This window comes from Pseudomonas sp. No.117 (genome assembly GCF_054558395.1).
Genome location: NZ_BAAJNP010000001.1, coordinates 106,512 through 123,648 on the forward strand (window position 1 = coordinate 106,512; position 17,137 = coordinate 123,648).

Here is a 17,137-nt window from a genome sequence, read left to right on the forward strand (position 1 = left end):
TGAGTGTTGGTCAGGCGGACAGCAGCGGATCGAGGCGCCCGCTTCGGTCTAGGGCATAGAGATCATCGCAGCCACCGACGTGGGTAGTGCCGACCCAGATCTGCGGCACGCTGGTGCGACCGGCCTTGCGGGCCATCTCGCTGCGCAGCGCCGGCTGGCCGTCGACGGAGATTTCCCGGTAGGCCACGTTCTTGCGATCGAGCAGGTGCTTGGCGCGATGGCAATAGGGACACCAGGCGCTGGTATAGATGACGACGTCGGTCATGCGCGGTCTCCAGTGGCCGCGGACGCGGCCACGCTAGGGGTCACTTCACCAGCGGCAGATTCTCTGCACGCCAGGTGGCGATGCCGCCGTTCAGCCGGGCGGCGGTGAAGCCGGCCTTCTGCAGATCGCCGCAGACGGCACCGGCCTGCTGGCCGGCGCTGTCCACCACGATCAGGGTCTTGGCCTTGTGCTTCTCCAGAAGAGACAGGCTGCTGGCCACTTTCTCCTGGGGGATGTTCAGCGCGCCGACGATATGCCCGGCGGCGAAGTCCTTGCTCGGGCGGATGTCGACCACGACACCCTCTTCGCGATTGAGCAGCGTGGTGAGTTCGCCGGTGGACAGGCTGCGACCGCCCCGGCGGGTCTCGTTGAACAGCATCAGGGCGACGATGGCGAGGAAGGCGGCGACGAGCAGCGGATGATGGGTGGCGAATTCGACCACCCGACCGAGAAATTCCATGAAAGGAGCTATCCAAGAAGGGCTAAAAATGCCGGCCAGTATACACAGCCCCCCGATGGCGCCATACCCTCGCAGTCCCCGGGTTATCGGCGGGTAACCAGCACACGCGAAACTGCCTCCTTGGCGGCTTTCGCCTGCCTGCCTAGGCTGGGCTTCCCTTCATCTCCGAGGAATCCAGCCATGACCTCCATCGCCCTGCTCGGCGCCACCGGCAACGTCGGCAGCCGCCTGCTCGACGAAGCCTTGTCCCGCGGCCACAGGGTCACCGCCCTGGTGCGCGATCCCGCCCGCCTCGCCGCGCGGAACGGCCTCAGCCCAGTCGCCGGCGACGTCACCCAGCCGGCCAGCGCCCAGGCCCTGGCCGGTTGCACGGTGCTGATCAGCAGCCTGAGATTCGCCACCGTCGCCCCGGCCAGCCTGATTGCCTTCGCCCGGGCCACGGGCATCCCGCGCCTGCTGGTCGTCGGTGGCGCCGCCAGCCTTGCGCTCCCGGACGGCTCGCGCCTCTTCGATGCGCCGGCCTTTCCCGCCGAGTATCGCAGCGAGGCCGGGGCCGGCATCGCCACCCTGGACGCCCTGCGCGAGGTCAGCGACCTCGACTGGATCTTCGTCAGCCCGCAGATGGTCTTCGCGCCGGGCGAGCGCACCGGCCAGTTCCGCCTGGGCCACGACGCCCTGCTGTTCGACGCCGCCGGGGACAGCCGGATCTCCTACGAGGACTTCGCCGTGGCCCTGCTCGACGAGGTCGAGCGCCCTGCCCATCACCGCACCCGCTTCACCGTCGGCTACTAGGCCGGAAATGCCCCCTCGTTCGCAGCCTGGCCGCCTGGTCGGGCTGTGAACGCTGAACGGCGTGCCTTGCCGTTTTTTTTGCCGGATGTGACGGGCATACTAGGCGCTTCGCCCTCGAAACGTACGACCTCGCATGCGCCGTGTTCTCGCCCTTCTCCTGCTCGCCAGCGTTCTCGCTCCAGCCCTGGCCGACGATCGCGCCGAAACCCAGCGGCAGATCGAGCAGACCCGCCGGGAAATCCAGGAAATGCAGAAGGTGCTCAAGCAGGTGCAGGCCGAGAAGTCCGGCGTGCAAAAGCAGCTGCAGGGTACCGAGACCCAGATGGGCGAGCTGGAAAAGCAGGTGGACTCGCTGCAGAAGCAGCTGGAGAACGGCGAAAAAAAGCTGCAAGAGCTGGACGGGCGCAAGAAGAAGCTCGACCAGTCCCGCGCTGAGCAACAGCAACTGATCGCCGTGCAGATCCGCGCCGCCTACCAGAGCGGTCGCCAGGAATACCTCAAGCTGCTGCTCAACCAGGAGCATCCCGAGAAGGTCAGCCGCACCCTGACCTACTACAACTACCTCAATCGCACCCGCCTGGACCAGCTCGCCACCTTCAACGACACCCTGCGCGAACTCCGCGAGGTGGAACAGGGCATCCAGCAGGAACAGGGCGAGCTGGTCGCCCGCCGCGAGGACCTGGAGAAGCGCCAGGCGGACCTGGCCGAGGTGCGCAAGGAGCGGCAGGCGGCGCTGGCCAAGATCAACGAGGACTATCGCGACAAGAGTCGCGAGATCCAGGCCCGCGAGCAGGATCAGGCGGCGCTGAACAAGGTGCTCAAGACCATCGAGGAAACCCTCGCCCGCCAGGCCCGCGAAGCCGAGGAAGCCCGCCAGCGCCAGCTGGCCGAGGCTCGCGCGGCCCAGGCCCGGGAAGCGGCGCGGCGCCAGGCACAAAGCGATACGAAAGCCCCGCGGCCCTCGAACGCCCCGGAGATGGCGGTGTCTAGTGCTGCACCTGCCTATGGCGGCGCCTTCGCCAGCGCCCGTGGCAAGCTGCCCTGGCCGGTCGACGGCCGCCTGGTGGCACGCTTCGGCAGCGCGCGTGGCGACGACCCCCGCGCGAAGTGGGACGGTGTCCTGATCGCGGCCGGAGCCGGTACCCGGGTCAAGGCGGTACACGATGGCCGGGTGGTCTTCGCCGACTGGCTAAGAGGCGCCGGCCAACTGGTTATCATCGATCATGGGAATGGCTATCTCAGCCTGTACGGACATAATCAGAGCCTGCTGAAGTCTGCGGGTGACGTGGTCAAGGCCGGGGATGCCATCGCGACCGTCGGCGCCAGCGGCGGTCAGGAAGCTTCCGCCTTGTACTTCGCCATCCGCCAACAGGGTCGCCCGACGGACCCGGTCATCTGGTGTCGTGCTCAGGGATAGCGCGACACACCCCGGTTTAGGAGCTGCACATGCCGCATCGCTTTCGTCCCACCGTCCTGGTCCTCGCCCTGTTGTTCGGTGGCGTCGGAGTCGTCCAGGCGCAATCGCCGCAGAGCACGCCGGCCGCGGTGACGCCGGTCGCACCGGGCACCGCTCCCGCCGCCCCCGCCAGCGCGCCGCTGCCCCTGGACGAGCTGCGCACCTTCGCCGAGGTGTTCGACCGCATCAAGGCCGCCTACGTGGAGCCTGTGTCGGACAAGGTCCTGCTGGAGAACGCCATCAAGGGCATGCTCAGCAACCTGGATCCGCACTCCGCCTACCTGGAACCCAAGGACTTCGCCGAGCTGCAGGAAACCACCAGCGGTGAATTCGGCGGCCTGGGCCTGGAGGTCGGCCAGGACAATGGCTTCATCAAGGTGGTCTCGCCCATCGACGACACCCCGGCCGCCAAGGCTCGCCTGCAGCCGGGCGACCTGATCGTCAAGATCGACGGCCAGCCGACCAAGGGCCAGGCCATCAACGAAGCCGTCGACAAGATGCGCGGCAAGCCCGGCAGCCCCATCACCCTGACCATCGTCCGCGGCGGCGGCCAGCCGTTCGACGTCAAGCTGGCGCGAGCGGTGATCAAGGTCAACAGCGTCAAGAGCCAGCTGCTCGAATCCGGCTATGGCCTGCTGCGCATCTCGCAATTCCAGGTCAACACTGGCGAAGAGACGGTCAAGGCGCTGAACAAGCTGCGCCAGGACAACAAGGGCAAGCTCAAGGGCCTGATCCTCGACCTGAGAAACAACCCTGGCGGGGTCCTGCAGTCGGCGGTCGAAGTGGCCGACGCCTTCATGACCCATGGCCTGATCGTCTACACCAAGGGCCGCCTGCCCAACTCCGAACTGCGCTTCTCGGCGGATGCCGCCGATCCCAGCGAGAAGGTGCCCCTGGTGGTGCTGATCAACGGAGGCAGCGCCTCGGCCGCCGAGATCGTCGCCGGCGCCCTGCAGGACTCCAAGCGCGGCATCCTCATGGGCACCGACAGCTTCGGCAAGGGTTCGGTGCAGACGGTGCTGCCGCTCAACAACGATCGCGCGCTCAAGCTCACCACGGCGCTCTACTACACGCCGAGCGGTCGCTCCATCCAGGCCCAGGGCATCACGCCGGACATCGCCGTGGCCCCGGCCAAGGTCACGCCCCAGAGTGGTGGCGACGAGTACTTCCGCGAAGCCGACCTCGCCGGCCACCTGGGCAACGGCAATGGCGGCGCCGACCGGCCCACCGGCAGCAAGGCGCCCAACCAGAGTCCGCGCCCGCAGGATGACGACTTCCAGCTCTCCCAGGCGCTGTCGCTGCTCAAGGGGCTCAACGTCACCCATACCCCGTGAGGACCAGCCGCTGGCTGCTGGCCGGGGCACTCGCCCTGGCCAGCGCTCTCGCCCAGGCCGCCACGGCGCAGCTGACCATCGTCATCGACGACCTCGGGCAGAATCTCCAGCGGGATCGCCAGGTATTGGCGCTGCCCGCGCCGGTGGTCCTGGCCATCATCCCCGAGACCCAGCACGCCGCCGAACTGGCCGCCCTGGCCCATCGTGCCGGGCGCACGGTCCTGCTGCACCTGCCCATGGACCCGGCTGGCGGACCCTATGCCTGGCATCCGGAGATGTCCTCGACCGAGCGCCTGCAGCGACTCGACCGGGCGCTGGAGCGGGTACCGGAGGCGGATGGGGTGAACAATCACGAAGGCAGTCGCATGACCGCGGACCGGCCGGCCATGGCCGCCTTGATGCAGGTGCTGCAGGAGCGGCACCTGCTGTTTCTCGACAGCCGCACCAGCGCCGCCACCGTGGCCGCGGCCGAAGCCCAGAAGATCGGCCTGGCCAGCGTCTCGCGCGATGTCTTTCTCGACAACGACGCCACCCCGGCGGCGGTGGCCGCGCAGCTTGCCGAAGGCGTCCGCCTGGCGCGGCGCCAGGGTAGCGCCGTGCTGATCGGCCATCCGCACCCGGCGACCCTGGCGGTGCTGGCCCAGCAGTTGCCGCAGCTCGAGGCCCAGGGGGTGGAGGTCATCGACCTGCCGCAGATGATCGCCCTGCGTGCCAACCAGGCCATGCCCGGGCATGGCCGTGATGGTCGCTATCGCTAGCGCAGGAAAGCCTCAGAGGTAGTTGTTGGTGATGCTGTCGACCAGGCCTTCCTTGCGCATGGCGTCCAGCGCCTGTTGCAGCCGGGTCACCACCTCGTCGGGGGTGTCCTTGTTCAGCGCCAGGTACAGTTCGGACTCCTGGAAGCTCAGCAGCGTCTGCAGATTGCTGACCCCCTCCTGCTTGGCCAGGTAGCGCGCCACCACGTCGGTGGTGGCCCAGACGTCGATCTCGCCCTTCTGCAAGCGGGCGATGTTCTCCTGGTCGCGCAGGGCTTCGCTGGCGATGATGCCCTTGTCCTTGAGCATCTGGCTGACCGCGGAATTCTTGTAGGCGCCGACGCGCAGTTTGGCCGCGGCGGCGAGGTCGGGCACCTTGACGGTGCTGCCGGGGAGGGTCATGAACACCTTGCGGGTCTTGCCGAGGGGACCGACCCATTTGAACAGCGGGTCGCGCGACTCGGTGCGGGACACGGAAAACAGGGCGTAGTTGGGGCTTTCCAGGGTCAGGTTGTAGATGCGATCCCAGGGAAAGCGCAGCGACAGGTTGTAGTCGATCCCGGCGCGCTTGAACATCTCGCGCACCAGATCGGTACTGATGCCGTCGATGGCGTCATCGCGGGCGAAGTTCTTGTCGTCGACCGCCATGTTGAAGGGCGGGAAATTCTCGGTCAGCAGCACGACGCGATAGCCCGGTGGCAATTCCGCCTGCGCCACCCCCATGCCCAGGGCGCAACCCAAGAGCACACCGGCGATCCCCAACCACGACTTGCGCATCTCTCTCTCCTCGAATGGGTACCCGGCCCGGCGCACGCGGCCGGGCAGGATCACAGATAACGATTGAAGATGGCCTGCACCGCACCGGTCTGGCGCATCTCGTCGAGCGCCTTTTGCAGCTTCTGTACCACCTCGTCGGGTGTCTGCTTGTTCAGGGCCAGGAACAGCTCGCCGGTGTTGAAGCGCAACAGCGTCTTGAGACCGGTCACGTTCTCCTGGCGCGCCAGGTAGCGGCCGGCGGGATCCCCGGTGGCCCAGACGTCGATCTGCCCCTTGAGCAGGCGTTGCACGTTCTCCTGATCGCGCAGGGCGAGGTCCGGCTGGAAACCCTGCTGGGCGAGACTCTCGGCGATGGCATCGCCCTTGTAGGCGCCGATCTTGAGCTGCTGCGCGCGCACGTCGTCCAGGCTGCGCAGCTGCAGATGGCTGTCGGCCCGGCCGAGCAGCACCCAGTCGTCCGGACCTATGGGACCGACCCACTTGAACAGGGCCTCGCGCTCGGGCAGCCGGGCGGTGACGAAGACGCCGTGATCGGGCTGATCCAGGGCCATACCGTAGATCCGCTCCCAGGGGAATCTCAGGGTGAGGTTGTAGGGGATGGCGGCGCGCTGGCACATCTCGCGGACCATCTCGACGGCGATGCCCTTGAGGTCGCTGTCACGGGCGAAGTTCTTGCCGTCGGCGGCGAAGTTGTAGGGCGGAAAGTTCTCCGTCAACAGCGTCAGCTGATAGTCCGCCGGGATCTCCGCCCGGACCGCCGTCGATACCAGCAGCAAACCAGCCAAGCAGGCCCAGAATCCCTTGCGCACGCCCCCACTCCCTGCCGGCACCGCCGGTGCTTAAGATTTTGTGGAGCGTATCACAATCCCTTTTTCGGCCAGGTACCGTTTAGCCTCGGGAATGGTGCATTCGCCGAAATGGAAGATGCTGGCGGCGAGCACCGCCGAGGCCTTGCCCTCGAGGATGCCATCGGCCAGGTGCTGCAGGTTGCCGACGCCGCCAGAGGCGATCACCGGGATGCCCACCGCCTCGCTGACGGCGCGGGTCACGCCCAGGTCGAAGCCGTTCTTCATGCCGTCCTGGTCCATGCTGGTGAGCAGGATCTCGCCGGCGCCCAGGCCTTCCATCTTCTGCGCCCAGGCCACGGCATCCAGCCCGGTGGGCTTGCGCCCGCCGTGGGTGAAGATCTCCCAGCGCGGCGTCTCGCCCGGGCCGCTGACGCGCTTGGCGTCGATGGCGACCACGATGCACTGGGCGCCGAAGCGCGCCGCGGCCTCGCCGACGAATTCCGGGGTGAAGACCGCCGCGGTGTTGATCGAGACCTTGTCGGCCCCGGCATTGAGCAGGTTGCGGATGTCCTGCACGGTGCGCACGCCGCCGCCCACGGTCAGCGGGATGAACACCTGGCTGGCCATGCGCTCCACGGTGTGCAGGGTGGTGTCACGGCCCTGGTGGCTGGCGGTGATGTCGAGGAAGGTGATCTCGTCGGCGCCCTGCTCGTTGTAGCGGCGGGCGATCTCGACCGGGTCACCGGCGTCGCGGATGTTCTCGAACTTGACGCCCTTGACCACGCGGCCGTTGTCCACGTCCAGGCAGGGGATGATGCGTTTGGCCAGCGCCATGACTGAGTCCTCAGACCTTGAAGTTATCGCACAACGCCTGGGCCTCGGCGACGTCGAGGGTGCCCTCGTAGATCGCGCGGCCGGTGATGGCGCCGATGATGCCCGGGCTGCGGGCGTCGAGCAGGTTCTGGATGTCACCCAGGTTGTGGATGCCGCCGGAGGCGATCACCGGGATGCTGGTGGCTTCGGCCAGGGCGCGGGTGGCGGGCACGTTGCAGCCCTGCATCATGCCGTCGCGGGCGATGTCGGTGTAGACGATGGCGCTGACGCCGTCGGCTTCGAAGCGGCGGGCCAGGTCGGTGACCTGCAGTTCGCTGACCTCGGCCCAGCCGTCGGTGGCGACGAAACCGTCCTTGGCGTCCAGGCCGACGATGACCTTGCCGGGGAAGGCGCGGCAGGCTTCACCGACGAATTCCGGCTGCTTGACCGCCTTGGTGCCGATGATCACGTAGCTGACGCCGGCGCGAACATAGTGCTCGATGGTCTCCAGCGAACGGATGCCGCCGCCGATCTGGATCGGCAGGCCGGGATAGCGCTTGGCGATGGCGGTGACCACCTCGCCGTTGACCGGCTGGCCCTCGAAGGCGCCGTTGAGGTCGACCAGGTGCAGTCGGCGGCAACCGCCGTCGACCCACTGGGCGGCCATGGCCACGGGATCGTCGGAGAATACGGTGGAGTCTTCCATGCGCCCCTGGCGCAGGCGGACGCAGGCACCGTCCTTGAGGTCGATGGCGGGGATGATCAGCATGGCAATACCTTGGCTCTCGGGGTGAGGGCGATCTAGGGCTTTTCCAGCGCCCAGATGTCGCTTTCCAGGCTGTCGACACGCTCCCTGAGCAGGGCCTGCACGTCGGCAACCGCCTTGTTGTAGTACAGCGGCCCGCACTCGCGGGCGAAGAAATCCAGCAGCTCCTCGACTTCGAACCGCCCCAGGCGGACCTCGAAGCTATCGTCCAGCAGGGTCTGCAAGGCCGTGACCAGGCGCTGGGTCTGCTCGGGCTCGAGCGTCACCAGCGGCGCGGGCGGCTTGCGCGCCATTACCAGCGGCCGTCCCAGGCGAGGAAGTTGGCATAGAGCTGCAGACCGCAGTCGGCGCTCTTCTCGGGGTGGAACTGGGTGGCGAAGCGCGAGCCGTCGGCCAGGGCGGCGGCGAAGTCCAGGCCGTAGTGGCCGCGACCGACCACCTGGCGCGGATTGCCGGCCTCGACGTAGAAGCTGTGCACGAAGTAGAAGCGGGCGCGGTCGGGGATGCCGTGCCAGAGCGGATGGTCGAGCACGTGGCTGACCTCGTTCCAGCCCATGTGCGGCACCTTGAGGGCCTCGCCCTCCTCCTGCATGCCGCCCGGGAAACGGCGCACGGCGCCGGGGAACAGGCCGATGCAATCCACGCCGCCGTTCTCCTCGCTGCGCTGCATCAGCGCCTGCATGCCGACGCAGACGCCGAGGAACGGCCGGTCCTGGCTGACCTCGCGCACCAGGTCGTCGATGCCCTGGCGACGGATCTCGGCCATGCAATCGCGGATGGCGCCGACACCGGGCAGCACGATGCGGTCCGCCTCGCGGATCACCGCGGGATCGCCGGTCACCAGCACCTGGTGGCTACCGGCGTGCTCCAGGGCCTTGGCCACGGAGTGCAGGTTGCCCATGCCATAGTCGATGACGGCTACCGTCTGCATCACAGGCACCCCTTGGTGGAAGGCATGACGCCGGCCATGCGCGGATCTTCGCTGAGGGCCATGCGCAGGGCGCGACCGAAGGCCTTGAACACCGTCTCGATCTGGTGGTGGCTGTTGACCCCACGCAGGTTGTCGACGTGCAGGGTCACCTGGGCGTGATTGGTGAAGCCCTGGAAGAATTCGAGGAACAGGTCGACGTCCATGCGGCCCACGGTGGCGCGGGTGAAGGGCACGTTCCAGTGCAGCCCGGGCCGCCCGGAGAAGTCGATGACCACCCGTGACAGGGCTTCGTCCAGCGGCACATAGGCATGGCCGTAGCGCTGGATGCCCTTCTTGTCGCCGACGGCCTTGGCGAAGGCCTGGCCGAGGGTGATGCCGATGTCTTCCACCGTGTGGTGGTCGTCGATGTGCAGGTCGCCGCGGCAGTGGATATCGAGGTCGATCAGCCCGTGACGGGCGATCTGGTCGAGCATGTGCTCGAGGAAGGGAACCCCGGTATCGAAGCGCGCGGCGCCCGTACCCTCCAGATCCAGGGATACCTTGACCTGGGTTTCCAGGGTATTGCGCTCGACGGTTGCCTTGCGTTCGGCCATAGCCTGCTCCGCGAAAATCGGTGGGCGAAAGGGCCGATATTATAGGGGCGCGGGGGCTGGATCGAAAGCGCGGCGGGACGAGGCGTCCCACCGCGCGGGGCGCCCGCGTGGGGACACCCTATTACCGCCTGGTTCGGCTGGGACTCAGCTGAACAGGGCGGCAGTCTTCTGCAGGGTGATCCAGATACCCCAGGCCAGCGGGATACCCACGGCCAGCCAGGCGGCGATGGCCAGCGGCTTGGTCTTGGGATCGGCGCTCCACTCCAGTACCTGGGCGCTGCCGGCGGTGCTGTCGTGGCCCTTGGCCCGCTCGACGGCCAGCTCGGCCTCGGTCATGAAGTGCTTGTCGGCCACCGGGCGCACCAGCAGGTTGCAGATGAAGCCCAGCACCAGCAGGCCGGCCAGGATGTACAGGGTGGTGTCGTACACCTGGGCACGGGGCATGCCCATGCTCAGTTGGTACTCACGCAGGTAGTTGACCAGCACCGGACCGAAGACGCCGGCGGCGGCCCAGGCGGTGAGCAGGCGACCGTGGATGGCACCGACCATCTGGGTACCGAACAGGTCGGCCAGGTAGGCCGGCACGGTGGCGAAGCCGCCGCCGTACATGGACAGGATCAGGCAGAAGGCGAAGACGAACAGCGCGACGCTGCCCAGGTGACCGGTCCAGGGCACGATGGCATAGAGCACGAAGCCCAGCGCGAAGAAGACGAAGTAGGTCATCTTGCGGCCGATGTAGTCGGAGAAGGACGCCCAGAAGAAACGACCGCCGATGTTGAACAGGCTCAGCAGGCCGGTGAAGCCGGCGGCGATGGCGGCGATCTGCTTGAGCTGGTCGGCGCTGAGTTCACCGTAGGCCAGGCCATTGCCCAGCAGACGACCACCGAAGACTTCCTGCAGCAGCGGCGAGGCCATGCCGAGGATGCCGATGCCGGCGGAGACGTTCAGGCAGAGGACCGCCCAGACCAGCCAGAACTGCGGGATGCCCCAGATCTTGCTCACGTGCACGTGGCGATTGGTGATCATGGCGTTCTGCGCCTTCTTGGTCGAAGGCGTCCAGCCGGCGGGCTTCCAGCCGGTCGGCGGCACGCGGTAGCCCAGAGCGCCGCTCATCATGAACACGAAGTAGATGACCGCCATGACCAGGAAGGCCTGCCAGACCCCGACCTCGGTAGCCGAGGCGAAGTGGCGCATCAGCAGGTCGGCCAGGGGGGCACCGACCATGGCGCCGCCACCGAAGCCCATGATGGCCATGCCGGTGGCCATGCCGCGCTTGTCCGGGAACCACTTGATCAGGGTCGATACCGGCGAGATGTAGCCCAGGCCCAGACCGATACCGCCGATCACGCCGGAGCCCAGCCACAGCATCCAGATCTGGTGGGTATAGATGCCCATGGCGGAAATCAGCAGGCCACCGCACCAGCACAGCGCCGAGACGACGCCGGCCTTGCGCGGGCCGGCATGTTCCAGCCAGCCGCCGAACAGCGCGGCCGAGCAGCCGAGGAAGATGAAGAACAGGGTGTAGATCCAGCCGAGCTGGGAGATCTTCCAGTCACAGGTGGCGCTGAAGATCTGCTCGAAGAAGCCCATCTCCACCGGGCAGGCGACCGCCGCGGTGACGCCGATCGCCTTGGACAGCGGCAGCCAGAACACCGAGAAGCCGTAGGCCATGCCGATGCACAGGTGGATGGCGAGCGCGGCCGGCGGTACCAGCCAGCGGTTGAAGCCAGGGCGCGCGATGATGCGCTCCTTGGACAGGAAAGCCGGACGGGCCGAAACGGCGCCGCCAGCGGTGAGAGTTGTGCTCATGGGTTCAGCCCTTTTCTAGTATGAAGCGTCCAGGTCGGTGGACATTCCCTGCACGCTTCCCCGTAAACGAGTCAAAGAAACGGCGTCAACCGACCAGAGGTGCGCGACATTAAATCGCACCCCTGGCCAACTGCCAGCCTTTCTCATTTGCCAGGCTACGGGCGGTGGCAGACGCCCGACGAAACGGGCGATCACCACCGCTGTCACAGGCCCGACACCCCGATGTCATCCGGCCTGGCCCATGCCCTTATACTGGCCAGTCGCGCCATCGCCCGTTGGAACAGGAATTTCCTCGCCATGAAAGCTTTCGCCAAAGTGCTGGGTATCGTTCTCGTCGGCCTGCTGCTGCTCCTGGTCGCCGTCGGCTTCGCCCTCACCCACCTGGTCGATCCCAACGACTACAAGGACGAGATCCGCCAGCTGGCGCGCGACAAGGCCAACGTCGACCTGCAGCTCAAGGGCGACATCGGCTGGAGCCTGTTCCCCTGGCTGGGCGTCGAGCTGCACGACGCCACCCTGGCCAGCGCCGCCAGCCCCGACCGCCAGTTGGCCCAGGTGCAACGGCTGATCCTTTCGGTGCGCCTGCTGCCCCTGCTGCTGCGCCGCGACCTGGAGATGAGCGACGTCAAGATCGACGGCCTGGACCTCACCGCCAGCCGCGACGACCAGGGTCGCAGCAACTGGGCGGAGATCGGCCGGCCCGCGCCGCGCGCCGGCGAGCCCGCAGCACCCGCCCAGGCGCCGGCGGACGGCGCGGCCACGGCGCCAGCCAGCCAGCACCAGCCGCTCAAGCTCAACGTCGAAAGCCTGACCATCCGTAACTCGCGGATCGAGTACAGCGACGCCCGCACGGGCGCCCACTACGCCTTCGACGGCATCGACCTGCAGACCGGCGCCATCTATGCCGGCACCCCCATTCCGCTCAAGCTGGCCGGCACCGCCAGCACCACCCAGCCGCCGGTGAACGCCACGGTGCTGCTCAACGGCGACTTCCGCTTCGATACGCTGAGCCAGCAATACGCCCTGGACAACCTCCAGCTGACCGGCGACGCCAGCGGCGAGCCCTTCAACGGCAAGGTGGTCAACTACTCCGCCAGCGGCCAGCTCGCCGTCGACCGCCGCGCCCAAACCGCCGAGTGGACCAACCTCAAGCTCACCGCCAATGACCTCAAGGCCCTGGGCGATCTCCAGCTCACCGGCCTCGAGAGCGATCCCCAGCTGGCCGGGCGGGTCTCCGTCGCCCGCCTGGACCTGCGCGCCTTCCTCGACAGCCTCGGCGTCGAGCTGCCGGCGATGGCCGACGCCAAGACCCTGCAGCGCTTCGAGATGAACGCCCAGGTGCAGGCCAGCCGCAATGCCCTGACCCTGGACGATTTCAACTTCCAGCTGGACGACAGCACCCTCAAGGGCCGGGTCGCCCTGGCCGACATCGCTCGCCGCGCGCTGCGCGTCCAGCTCAGCGGCGACACCCTGGACCTGGATCGCTATCTGCCGGCCAAGGCCGCCGCCGCGCGCCAGGCCAATGGTGCGCGCCAGGAAGAGGTCGCCCAGGTCGATGCCATCGCCACCCAGGGCAATTCGCCGCTGCCGGAGGCCCCGACCCAGCACGCCTGGAGCCAGGAAACCCTGCTGCCGGTGGAGCGCCTGCGCAGCCTGGACGCCGACCTCGACCTCAGCCTGCAACACCTGACGCTCAACCGCCTGCCCTTCGAAGGCGCCAGCCTCAAGGCCAAGGCCGGCGACGGTCAGCTGCAGCTCAGCGCCCTGGAAGGCGAATTGTTCGGCGGCCAGTTCCAGGCAACCGGCACCCTCGATGTGCGCGGCGCCCAGCCGCAACTCACCGCCCGCGAACGCATCAAGGGCGTGCCGGTTGAGCGCATCCTCCAGGCCCAGGGGCAGAAGCCGCCGGTGGAAGGCCAGCTCGACCTGGACGCCGACCTGCGCAGCAGCGGCGCCAGCCAGCGCGCCCTGATCGACAACCTCGACGGCACCGCCCGCTTCGCCCTGCGCAACGGCCAGTTGATCGACGCCAACGTCGAAAGCCAGCTATGCCAGGGCATCGCCTTGCTCAACCGCAAGCCGCTGGAGTTGCCCCATGGCGGCCAGAACACCCCGTTCCGCCAACTGAGCGGCAGCCTCACCATCGTCAACGGCGTGGCGCGCAACCAGGACCTCAGCGTCAGCGTGCCGGGCCTGGCGGTGAAGGGCGACGGCGACATCGACCTGCGCACCCTCGGCCTCGACTATCGCCTGGGCATCACCGTCCAGGGCGATACCAATGCCGCCGCCGACCCCGGCTGCCAGGTCGGCGAGCGCTATGCCGACATCGCCTGGCCGCTGCATTGCCGCGGCCCCATGGAGCTGGGCGCCAAGGCCTGCCGCCTGGATCGCGAAGCCATGGGCCAGATCGTCGCCCGGGCCGCTGGCGATCGTCTGAACGAAAAAATCGAAGAGAAGCTCGGTGATAAGATCAGCCCCGACATCCAGAACGCCATCCGGGGACTGCTGCAACGCCGATGACTGACGACGCCTTTGGTACCGCCGTACTGGCCTGGTACGACCTGCACGGGCGCAAGGACCTGCCCTGGCAGCAGGCCGTGAACCCCTATCGCGTCTGGGTCTCGGAGATCATGCTCCAGCAGACCCAGGTCGCCACCGTGCTGGGCTACTTCGACCGCTTCATGCGGGCGCTGCCCACCGTGGAAGCCCTGGCCGCCGCGCCCGAGGACGAGGTCCTGCACCTCTGGACCGGGCTCGGTTACTACAGCCGTGCGCGCAACCTGCACAAGGCCGCCAAGACCGTGGTCGAGCGCCACGGCGGCGAATTCCCGCGCAGCGTCGAGGCGCTCGCCGAATTGCCTGGCATCGGCCGCTCCACCGCCGGCGCCATCGCCAGCCTGAGCATGAACATCCGGGCGCCGATCCTCGATGGCAACGTCAAGCGGGTACTGGCGCGCTATACCGCCACCGCCGGCTATCCCGGCGAGCCGGCCGTGGCGCGGCGCCTGTGGGACGTGGCCGAGCGGCTGATGCCCCGGGAGCGCGTCGGCCACTACACCCAGGCGATGATGGACCTGGGCGCCACCCTCTGCACCCGCAGCAAGCCCAGCTGCCTGCTGTGCCCGGTGAAACCCGGTTGCCGCGCCCACCTGCTGGGCCAGGAAACCGAATTCCCCGCAGCCAAGCCACGCAAGACGCTGCCGCAGCGGCATACCCTGATGCCGCTGTTCGTCAACGACGCCAACGCCGTGCTGCTGCAGCGCCGCCCTTCCACCGGCCTCTGGGGCGGCCTGTGGGGGCCACCGGAAGTGGCCGACGTCGCCGCACTCGAGGCCCTGGCCGAACGCCAGGGGCTGACCATCGACGAACGCCAGGCGCTGCCCGGCCTGGTGCACACCTTCAGTCACTTCCAGCTGGCCATCGAGCCCTGGCTGGTGCAGGTGGACCATCGCCGCCACGCCGTGGCCGAGGGCGACTGGCTTTGGTATAACCTCGCCTCCCCGCCGCGCCTGGGCCTCGCCGCCCCGGTGCAGAAACTGCTCAAGCGCGCCGAGCAGGCGCTCAAAGGAGAACCCGCATGACCCGCACCGTGATGTGCCGCAAGCACAAGCAGGAGCTGCCCGGCCTGGATCGCCCGCCCTACCCCGGCGCCAAGGGCGAAGACATCTACCAGCACGTCTCCAAGCAGGCCTGGGAAGAGTGGCAGAAGCACCAGACCATGCTCATCAACGAGCGCCGGCTGAACATGATGAACGCTGAGGATCGCAAGTTCCTGCAGGCCGAGATGGACAAGTTCCTCTCCGGCGAAGACTACGCCCAGGCCGAGGGCTACGTGCCCCCCAGCGCCTGACCCAACCGCTAAGCGCCCGAAAAATCTAAATTTTTTTCGGCTCGCTGTTGACAGGGCCTCGAGAAACGCTTTTAATGCGCCCCGTTGCCCAGGTAGCTCAGTTGGTAGAGCAGGGGATTGAAAATCCCCGTGTCGGCGGTTCGATTCCGTCCCTGGGCACCATACAGACATCCGTTGCCCTGCGAGGCGACGGAGACCAGAGAAACCGGCCCAGTGCCGGTTTTTTTGTGCCTGCAGGTTTTGCGTGCGGGACTGGCAGCCACCGGATCCTTGGGCCAAGGCGCCCCTCTACCGGCCACCCTGTCCTGCCTCAGCTCCCGGTCGGAGCCGAAAGGTGCGTTCCAGAGCCTACGAACTCAAAAAAGTCGGATTGGCGCCCTTGACTCTCTACCCACTTCAGACTCTGTAATGGCGCGGTGTCACCCACACCCATCCTTCCGGAGTCGGCTCCATGACCACCTGCAGCGATAAGCACCACGCGAATCACAGCCACCAGCACGGCCCCCAGTGTGGCCACACCGCCATCGAGCATGACGGCCACGTCGACTATCTCCACGACGGCCACCTGCACCACATGCATGGCGATCACGTGGACGAGCACGTGCTCGAGGTCACGGCCACCAATCCCGCTCACTGCACCCACGGCCACAGCACCGGCCATGCCGCCGAGCATGTCCATGGCCCCGATTGCGGTCACGAGGCCGTACCCCATGGTGATCATGTCGACTACCTGGTGGACGGTCGCCTGCACCACGTCCACGACGGCCACTGCGACGATCACGGCCCGGTGACCCTGGTCCGCTAGCTGGCCGCGGCTGGGCACCTTGGCGGGCCTTTCCCGGCGCTGGCGCCCGCCTTCGTCACGCCGGCGCCTGGCGGGCCGGCCCGTCGGCCTCGCCAAGATGGATCGCCAGCCAGACGCTGGCGACCGCGGGATCGGTGAAGGTCACCCAATGCTCGGCCTGCGCCGGGATGAACAGCGTATCGCCTGGCGCGAGACTGACCTCCCGCCCTTCCAGGCGGATCCGGGCGGCGCCCTGGAGGAGCAGCACCCACTCGGCGTGGGCCTGCCGATAGGGCGAGTGCGCCGGCGTAGTCTGGCCGTGGGAGACGATACGCTCGATGCGACAGCCGGGCCGCTCCAGCAGCGGTGTGAACACCTCGGCGGCGGTGGCATCGGGCAGGTCGCGAAGCAGATTGAGCATGACGTTTTCCTCCAGGGTGGAGCGCCCGATCGCGCTAGGATCCTGCAGGCTGCACCCGGAGCTGCCGCTAGCTCAAGCCCACCGCCGCGCCCCTGCCTCGGAGAGTCGCCACCATGACCCCACGCCCGCCGCTATTTGCCGCCAGGAGTGGGAACCGCCCGACCTTTTCAGCGGCCGGGCAACCGACCGTCCTGGATATCGGCGATGATCCGCGACACGACCGGCGGCCGGACCACGCCGCCGCTCAGCCCTGGCTTGCCACGGCGCTCAGGCGCCCGGTCGGCCATACCCTGCACAAGGCGCACGGAGGCGCTCGCTGGATGCCCATTCGCTCGATTCCCCTCATCGCTCCTCCCCTGCCCCCGGTCCTGCAGCAGGACGCCATCGAACCGCCCGGCGCCGCCGCCGAGCCGGCCATACCCTTCTGGCTCGCCCTGCTGAGCGGCGTCAGCCTATGGCTAAACCGGCTGTTCCTCGGCCTGGTGCTGGCGCTGGTCGGCTTCACCCTCTGGCACTGGTGGCAGGGATGAAGCGGCGGCTGGA

At 67.7% G+C, this 17,137-nt stretch carries 21 protein-coding genes and 1 tRNA gene; 10 read left to right on the forward strand and 12 right to left on the reverse strand.

Going from position 1 to position 17,137, the window contains the following annotated elements; all coding sequences use genetic code 11:
• Positions 1-10: 10 nt before the first annotated feature.
• Both grxC and ACYJP6_RS00475 read right to left on the reverse strand, forming a co-directional pair.
• Complete coding sequence (gene grxC / locus ACYJP6_RS00470; protein ID WP_140219081.1) at positions 11-265, reverse strand: glutaredoxin 3; 255 nt, start codon at positions 263-265, stop codon at positions 11-13.
• A gap of 40 nt (positions 266-305) precedes the next feature.
• Complete coding sequence (locus tag ACYJP6_RS00475; RefSeq protein ID WP_459472418.1) at positions 306-725, reverse strand: rhodanese-like domain-containing protein; 420 nt, start codon at positions 723-725, stop codon at positions 306-308.
• 180 nt (positions 726-905) lie between these two features.
• Between ACYJP6_RS00475 and ACYJP6_RS00480 the strand changes: the two genes are divergently transcribed.
• The 4 genes from ACYJP6_RS00480 to ACYJP6_RS00495 all read left to right on the forward strand — a co-directional run bounded on the left by ACYJP6_RS00480 (position 906) and on the right by ACYJP6_RS00495 (position 5,065).
• Positions 906-1,517: an NAD(P)-dependent oxidoreductase gene (locus tag ACYJP6_RS00480; RefSeq protein ID WP_459472420.1), complete on the forward strand. Its 612-nt coding sequence runs from the start codon at positions 906-908 to the stop codon at positions 1,515-1,517.
• Between the two features lie 133 nt (positions 1,518-1,650).
• Positions 1,651-2,934, forward strand: a complete 1,284-nt coding sequence (locus ACYJP6_RS00485) for a murein hydrolase activator EnvC family protein (protein WP_459472422.1) — start codon at positions 1,651-1,653, stop codon at positions 2,932-2,934.
• Positions 2,935-2,963: 29 nt separating this feature from the next.
• Positions 2,964-4,307: a S41 family peptidase gene (locus ACYJP6_RS00490; protein WP_459472424.1), complete on the forward strand. Its 1,344-nt coding sequence runs from the start codon at positions 2,964-2,966 to the stop codon at positions 4,305-4,307.
• The gene (locus ACYJP6_RS00495; RefSeq protein WP_459472426.1) at positions 4,304-5,065 is read left to right on the forward strand and encodes a divergent polysaccharide deacetylase family protein; all 762 of its coding nucleotides are present in this window, start codon (positions 4,304-4,306) and stop codon (positions 5,063-5,065) included. Before ACYJP6_RS00490 ends, ACYJP6_RS00495 begins: the two co-directional genes overlap by 4 nt.
• Before the next feature lie 12 nt (positions 5,066-5,077).
• On the opposite strand, the gene ACYJP6_RS00500 is transcribed toward ACYJP6_RS00495, so the two are convergent.
• The 8 genes from ACYJP6_RS00500 to ACYJP6_RS00535 form a co-directional block, all read right to left on the reverse strand.
• Entirely contained in the window at positions 5,078-5,839 is a 762-nt protein-coding gene (locus ACYJP6_RS00500) for a substrate-binding periplasmic protein (protein WP_459472428.1), read from the reverse strand.
• 50 nt (positions 5,840-5,889) lie between these two features.
• Positions 5,890-6,648, reverse strand: a complete 759-nt coding sequence (locus ACYJP6_RS00505) for a substrate-binding periplasmic protein (RefSeq protein ID WP_459472430.1) — start codon at positions 6,646-6,648, stop codon at positions 5,890-5,892.
• Positions 6,649-6,678: 30 nt separating this feature from the next.
• Complete coding sequence (gene hisF, locus ACYJP6_RS00510; RefSeq protein WP_183632603.1) at positions 6,679-7,461, reverse strand: imidazole glycerol phosphate synthase subunit HisF; 783 nt, start codon at positions 7,459-7,461, stop codon at positions 6,679-6,681.
• A gap of 10 nt (positions 7,462-7,471) precedes the next feature.
• Complete coding sequence (gene hisA / locus ACYJP6_RS00515; protein ID WP_058768511.1) at positions 7,472-8,209, reverse strand: 1-(5-phosphoribosyl)-5-[(5-phosphoribosylamino)methylideneamino]imidazole-4-carboxamide isomerase; 738 nt, start codon at positions 8,207-8,209, stop codon at positions 7,472-7,474.
• 32 nt (positions 8,210-8,241) lie between these two features.
• A complete protein-coding gene (locus tag ACYJP6_RS00520) occupies positions 8,242-8,499 on the reverse strand; it encodes a DUF2164 domain-containing protein (protein ID WP_058768512.1) in 258 nt (85 codons plus the stop codon).
• Complete coding sequence (gene hisH, locus ACYJP6_RS00525; protein WP_459472433.1) at positions 8,499-9,137, reverse strand: imidazole glycerol phosphate synthase subunit HisH; 639 nt, start codon at positions 9,135-9,137, stop codon at positions 8,499-8,501. Before hisH ends, ACYJP6_RS00520 begins: the two co-directional genes overlap by 1 nt.
• The gene (hisB, locus tag ACYJP6_RS00530) at positions 9,137-9,730 is read right to left on the reverse strand and encodes an imidazoleglycerol-phosphate dehydratase HisB (RefSeq protein ID WP_459472435.1); all 594 of its coding nucleotides are present in this window, start codon (positions 9,728-9,730) and stop codon (positions 9,137-9,139) included. The genes hisH and hisB overlap by 1 nt, the downstream gene beginning before the upstream one ends.
• 144 nt (positions 9,731-9,874) lie before the next feature.
• The gene (locus ACYJP6_RS00535) at positions 9,875-11,539 is read right to left on the reverse strand and encodes an OFA family MFS transporter (protein WP_459472437.1); all 1,665 of its coding nucleotides are present in this window, start codon (positions 11,537-11,539) and stop codon (positions 9,875-9,877) included.
• 297 nt (positions 11,540-11,836) lie between these two features.
• Between ACYJP6_RS00535 and ACYJP6_RS00540 the strand changes: the two genes are divergently transcribed.
• The 5 genes from ACYJP6_RS00540 (at position 11,837) to ACYJP6_RS00560 (ending at position 16,194) form a co-directional block, all read left to right on the forward strand.
• The gene (locus ACYJP6_RS00540; protein ID WP_459472439.1) at positions 11,837-14,059 is read left to right on the forward strand and encodes an AsmA family protein; all 2,223 of its coding nucleotides are present in this window, start codon (positions 11,837-11,839) and stop codon (positions 14,057-14,059) included.
• Positions 14,056-15,120 carry an A/G-specific adenine glycosylase gene (gene mutY, locus ACYJP6_RS00545; RefSeq protein ID WP_459472441.1) on the forward strand — a complete coding sequence of 355 codons (1,065 nt, stop codon included), beginning with the start codon at positions 14,056-14,058 and terminating at the stop codon, positions 15,118-15,120. The genes ACYJP6_RS00540 and mutY overlap by 4 nt, the downstream gene beginning before the upstream one ends.
• Positions 15,117-15,389 carry an oxidative damage protection protein gene (locus ACYJP6_RS00550; protein WP_058768518.1) on the forward strand — a complete coding sequence of 91 codons (273 nt, stop codon included), beginning with the start codon at positions 15,117-15,119 and terminating at the stop codon, positions 15,387-15,389. The genes mutY and ACYJP6_RS00550 overlap by 4 nt, the downstream gene beginning before the upstream one ends.
• An 86-nt stretch (positions 15,390-15,475) precedes the next feature.
• A tRNA-Phe gene (locus ACYJP6_RS00555) sits at positions 15,476-15,551 on the forward strand.
• A gap of 289 nt (positions 15,552-15,840) precedes the next feature.
• Positions 15,841-16,194, forward strand: coding sequence for a hypothetical protein (locus tag ACYJP6_RS00560; RefSeq protein ID WP_459472443.1), 354 nt, complete (start codon positions 15,841-15,843; stop codon positions 16,192-16,194).
• A gap of 55 nt (positions 16,195-16,249) precedes the next feature.
• Here ACYJP6_RS00560 and ACYJP6_RS00565 read toward each other — a convergent pair whose 3' ends face one another.
• Together ACYJP6_RS00565 and ACYJP6_RS00570 are read right to left on the reverse strand one after the other, a co-directional pair.
• A complete protein-coding gene (locus ACYJP6_RS00565) occupies positions 16,250-16,594 on the reverse strand; it encodes a cupin domain-containing protein (protein ID WP_459472445.1) in 345 nt (114 codons plus the stop codon).
• A 167-nt stretch (positions 16,595-16,761) separates the two neighbouring features.
• Positions 16,762-16,899 (reverse strand): hypothetical protein, encoded by a 138-nt coding sequence (locus ACYJP6_RS00570; protein ID WP_459472447.1) that lies wholly within the window; start codon positions 16,897-16,899, stop codon positions 16,762-16,764.
• A gap of 15 nt (positions 16,900-16,914) precedes the next feature.
• Between ACYJP6_RS00570 and ACYJP6_RS00575 the strand changes: the two genes are divergently transcribed.
• Positions 16,915-17,124, forward strand: a complete 210-nt coding sequence (locus ACYJP6_RS00575) for a hypothetical protein (protein WP_459472449.1) — start codon at positions 16,915-16,917, stop codon at positions 17,122-17,124.
• The last annotated feature ends 13 nt before the right edge of the window (positions 17,125-17,137 follow it).

What these genes read in the sequence shown, in the direction of transcription:
- grxC (WP_140219081.1), bottom strand. Translation starts at nt 265, where the DNA reads ATGACCGACGTCGTCATCTATACCAGCGCCTGGTGTCCCTATTGCCAT.
- ACYJP6_RS00475 (WP_459472418.1), bottom strand. Translation starts at nt 725, where the DNA reads ATGGAATTTCTCGGTCGGGTGGTCGAATTCGCCACCCATCATCCGCTG.
- ACYJP6_RS00480 (WP_459472420.1), top strand. Translation starts at nt 906, where the DNA reads ATGACCTCCATCGCCCTGCTCGGCGCCACCGGCAACGTCGGCAGCCGC.
- ACYJP6_RS00485 (WP_459472422.1), top strand. Translation starts at nt 1,651, where the DNA reads ATGCGCCGTGTTCTCGCCCTTCTCCTGCTCGCCAGCGTTCTCGCTCCA.
- ACYJP6_RS00490 (WP_459472424.1), top strand. Translation starts at nt 2,964, where the DNA reads ATGCCGCATCGCTTTCGTCCCACCGTCCTGGTCCTCGCCCTGTTGTTC.
- ACYJP6_RS00500 (WP_459472428.1), bottom strand. Translation starts at nt 5,839, where the DNA reads ATGCGCAAGTCGTGGTTGGGGATCGCCGGTGTGCTCTTGGGTTGCGCC.
- hisF (WP_183632603.1), bottom strand. Translation starts at nt 7,461, where the DNA reads ATGGCGCTGGCCAAACGCATCATCCCCTGCCTGGACGTGGACAACGGC.
- hisA (WP_058768511.1), bottom strand. Translation starts at nt 8,209, where the DNA reads ATGCTGATCATCCCCGCCATCGACCTCAAGGACGGTGCCTGCGTCCGC.
- ACYJP6_RS00520 (WP_058768512.1), bottom strand. Translation starts at nt 8,499, where the DNA reads ATGGCGCGCAAGCCGCCCGCGCCGCTGGTGACGCTCGAGCCCGAGCAG.
- hisH (WP_459472433.1), bottom strand. Translation starts at nt 9,137, where the DNA reads ATGCAGACGGTAGCCGTCATCGACTATGGCATGGGCAACCTGCACTCC.
- hisB (WP_459472435.1), bottom strand. Translation starts at nt 9,730, where the DNA reads ATGGCCGAACGCAAGGCAACCGTCGAGCGCAATACCCTGGAAACCCAG.
- ACYJP6_RS00535 (WP_459472437.1), bottom strand. Translation starts at nt 11,539, where the DNA reads ATGAGCACAACTCTCACCGCTGGCGGCGCCGTTTCGGCCCGTCCGGCT.
- ACYJP6_RS00540 (WP_459472439.1), top strand. Translation starts at nt 11,837, where the DNA reads ATGAAAGCTTTCGCCAAAGTGCTGGGTATCGTTCTCGTCGGCCTGCTG.
- mutY (WP_459472441.1), top strand. Translation starts at nt 14,056, where the DNA reads ATGACTGACGACGCCTTTGGTACCGCCGTACTGGCCTGGTACGACCTG.
- ACYJP6_RS00550 (WP_058768518.1), top strand. Translation starts at nt 15,117, where the DNA reads ATGACCCGCACCGTGATGTGCCGCAAGCACAAGCAGGAGCTGCCCGGC.
- ACYJP6_RS00560 (WP_459472443.1), top strand. Translation starts at nt 15,841, where the DNA reads ATGACCACCTGCAGCGATAAGCACCACGCGAATCACAGCCACCAGCAC.
- ACYJP6_RS00565 (WP_459472445.1), bottom strand. Translation starts at nt 16,594, where the DNA reads ATGCTCAATCTGCTTCGCGACCTGCCCGATGCCACCGCCGCCGAGGTG.
- ACYJP6_RS00575 (WP_459472449.1), top strand. Translation starts at nt 16,915, where the DNA reads ATGCCCATTCGCTCGATTCCCCTCATCGCTCCTCCCCTGCCCCCGGTC.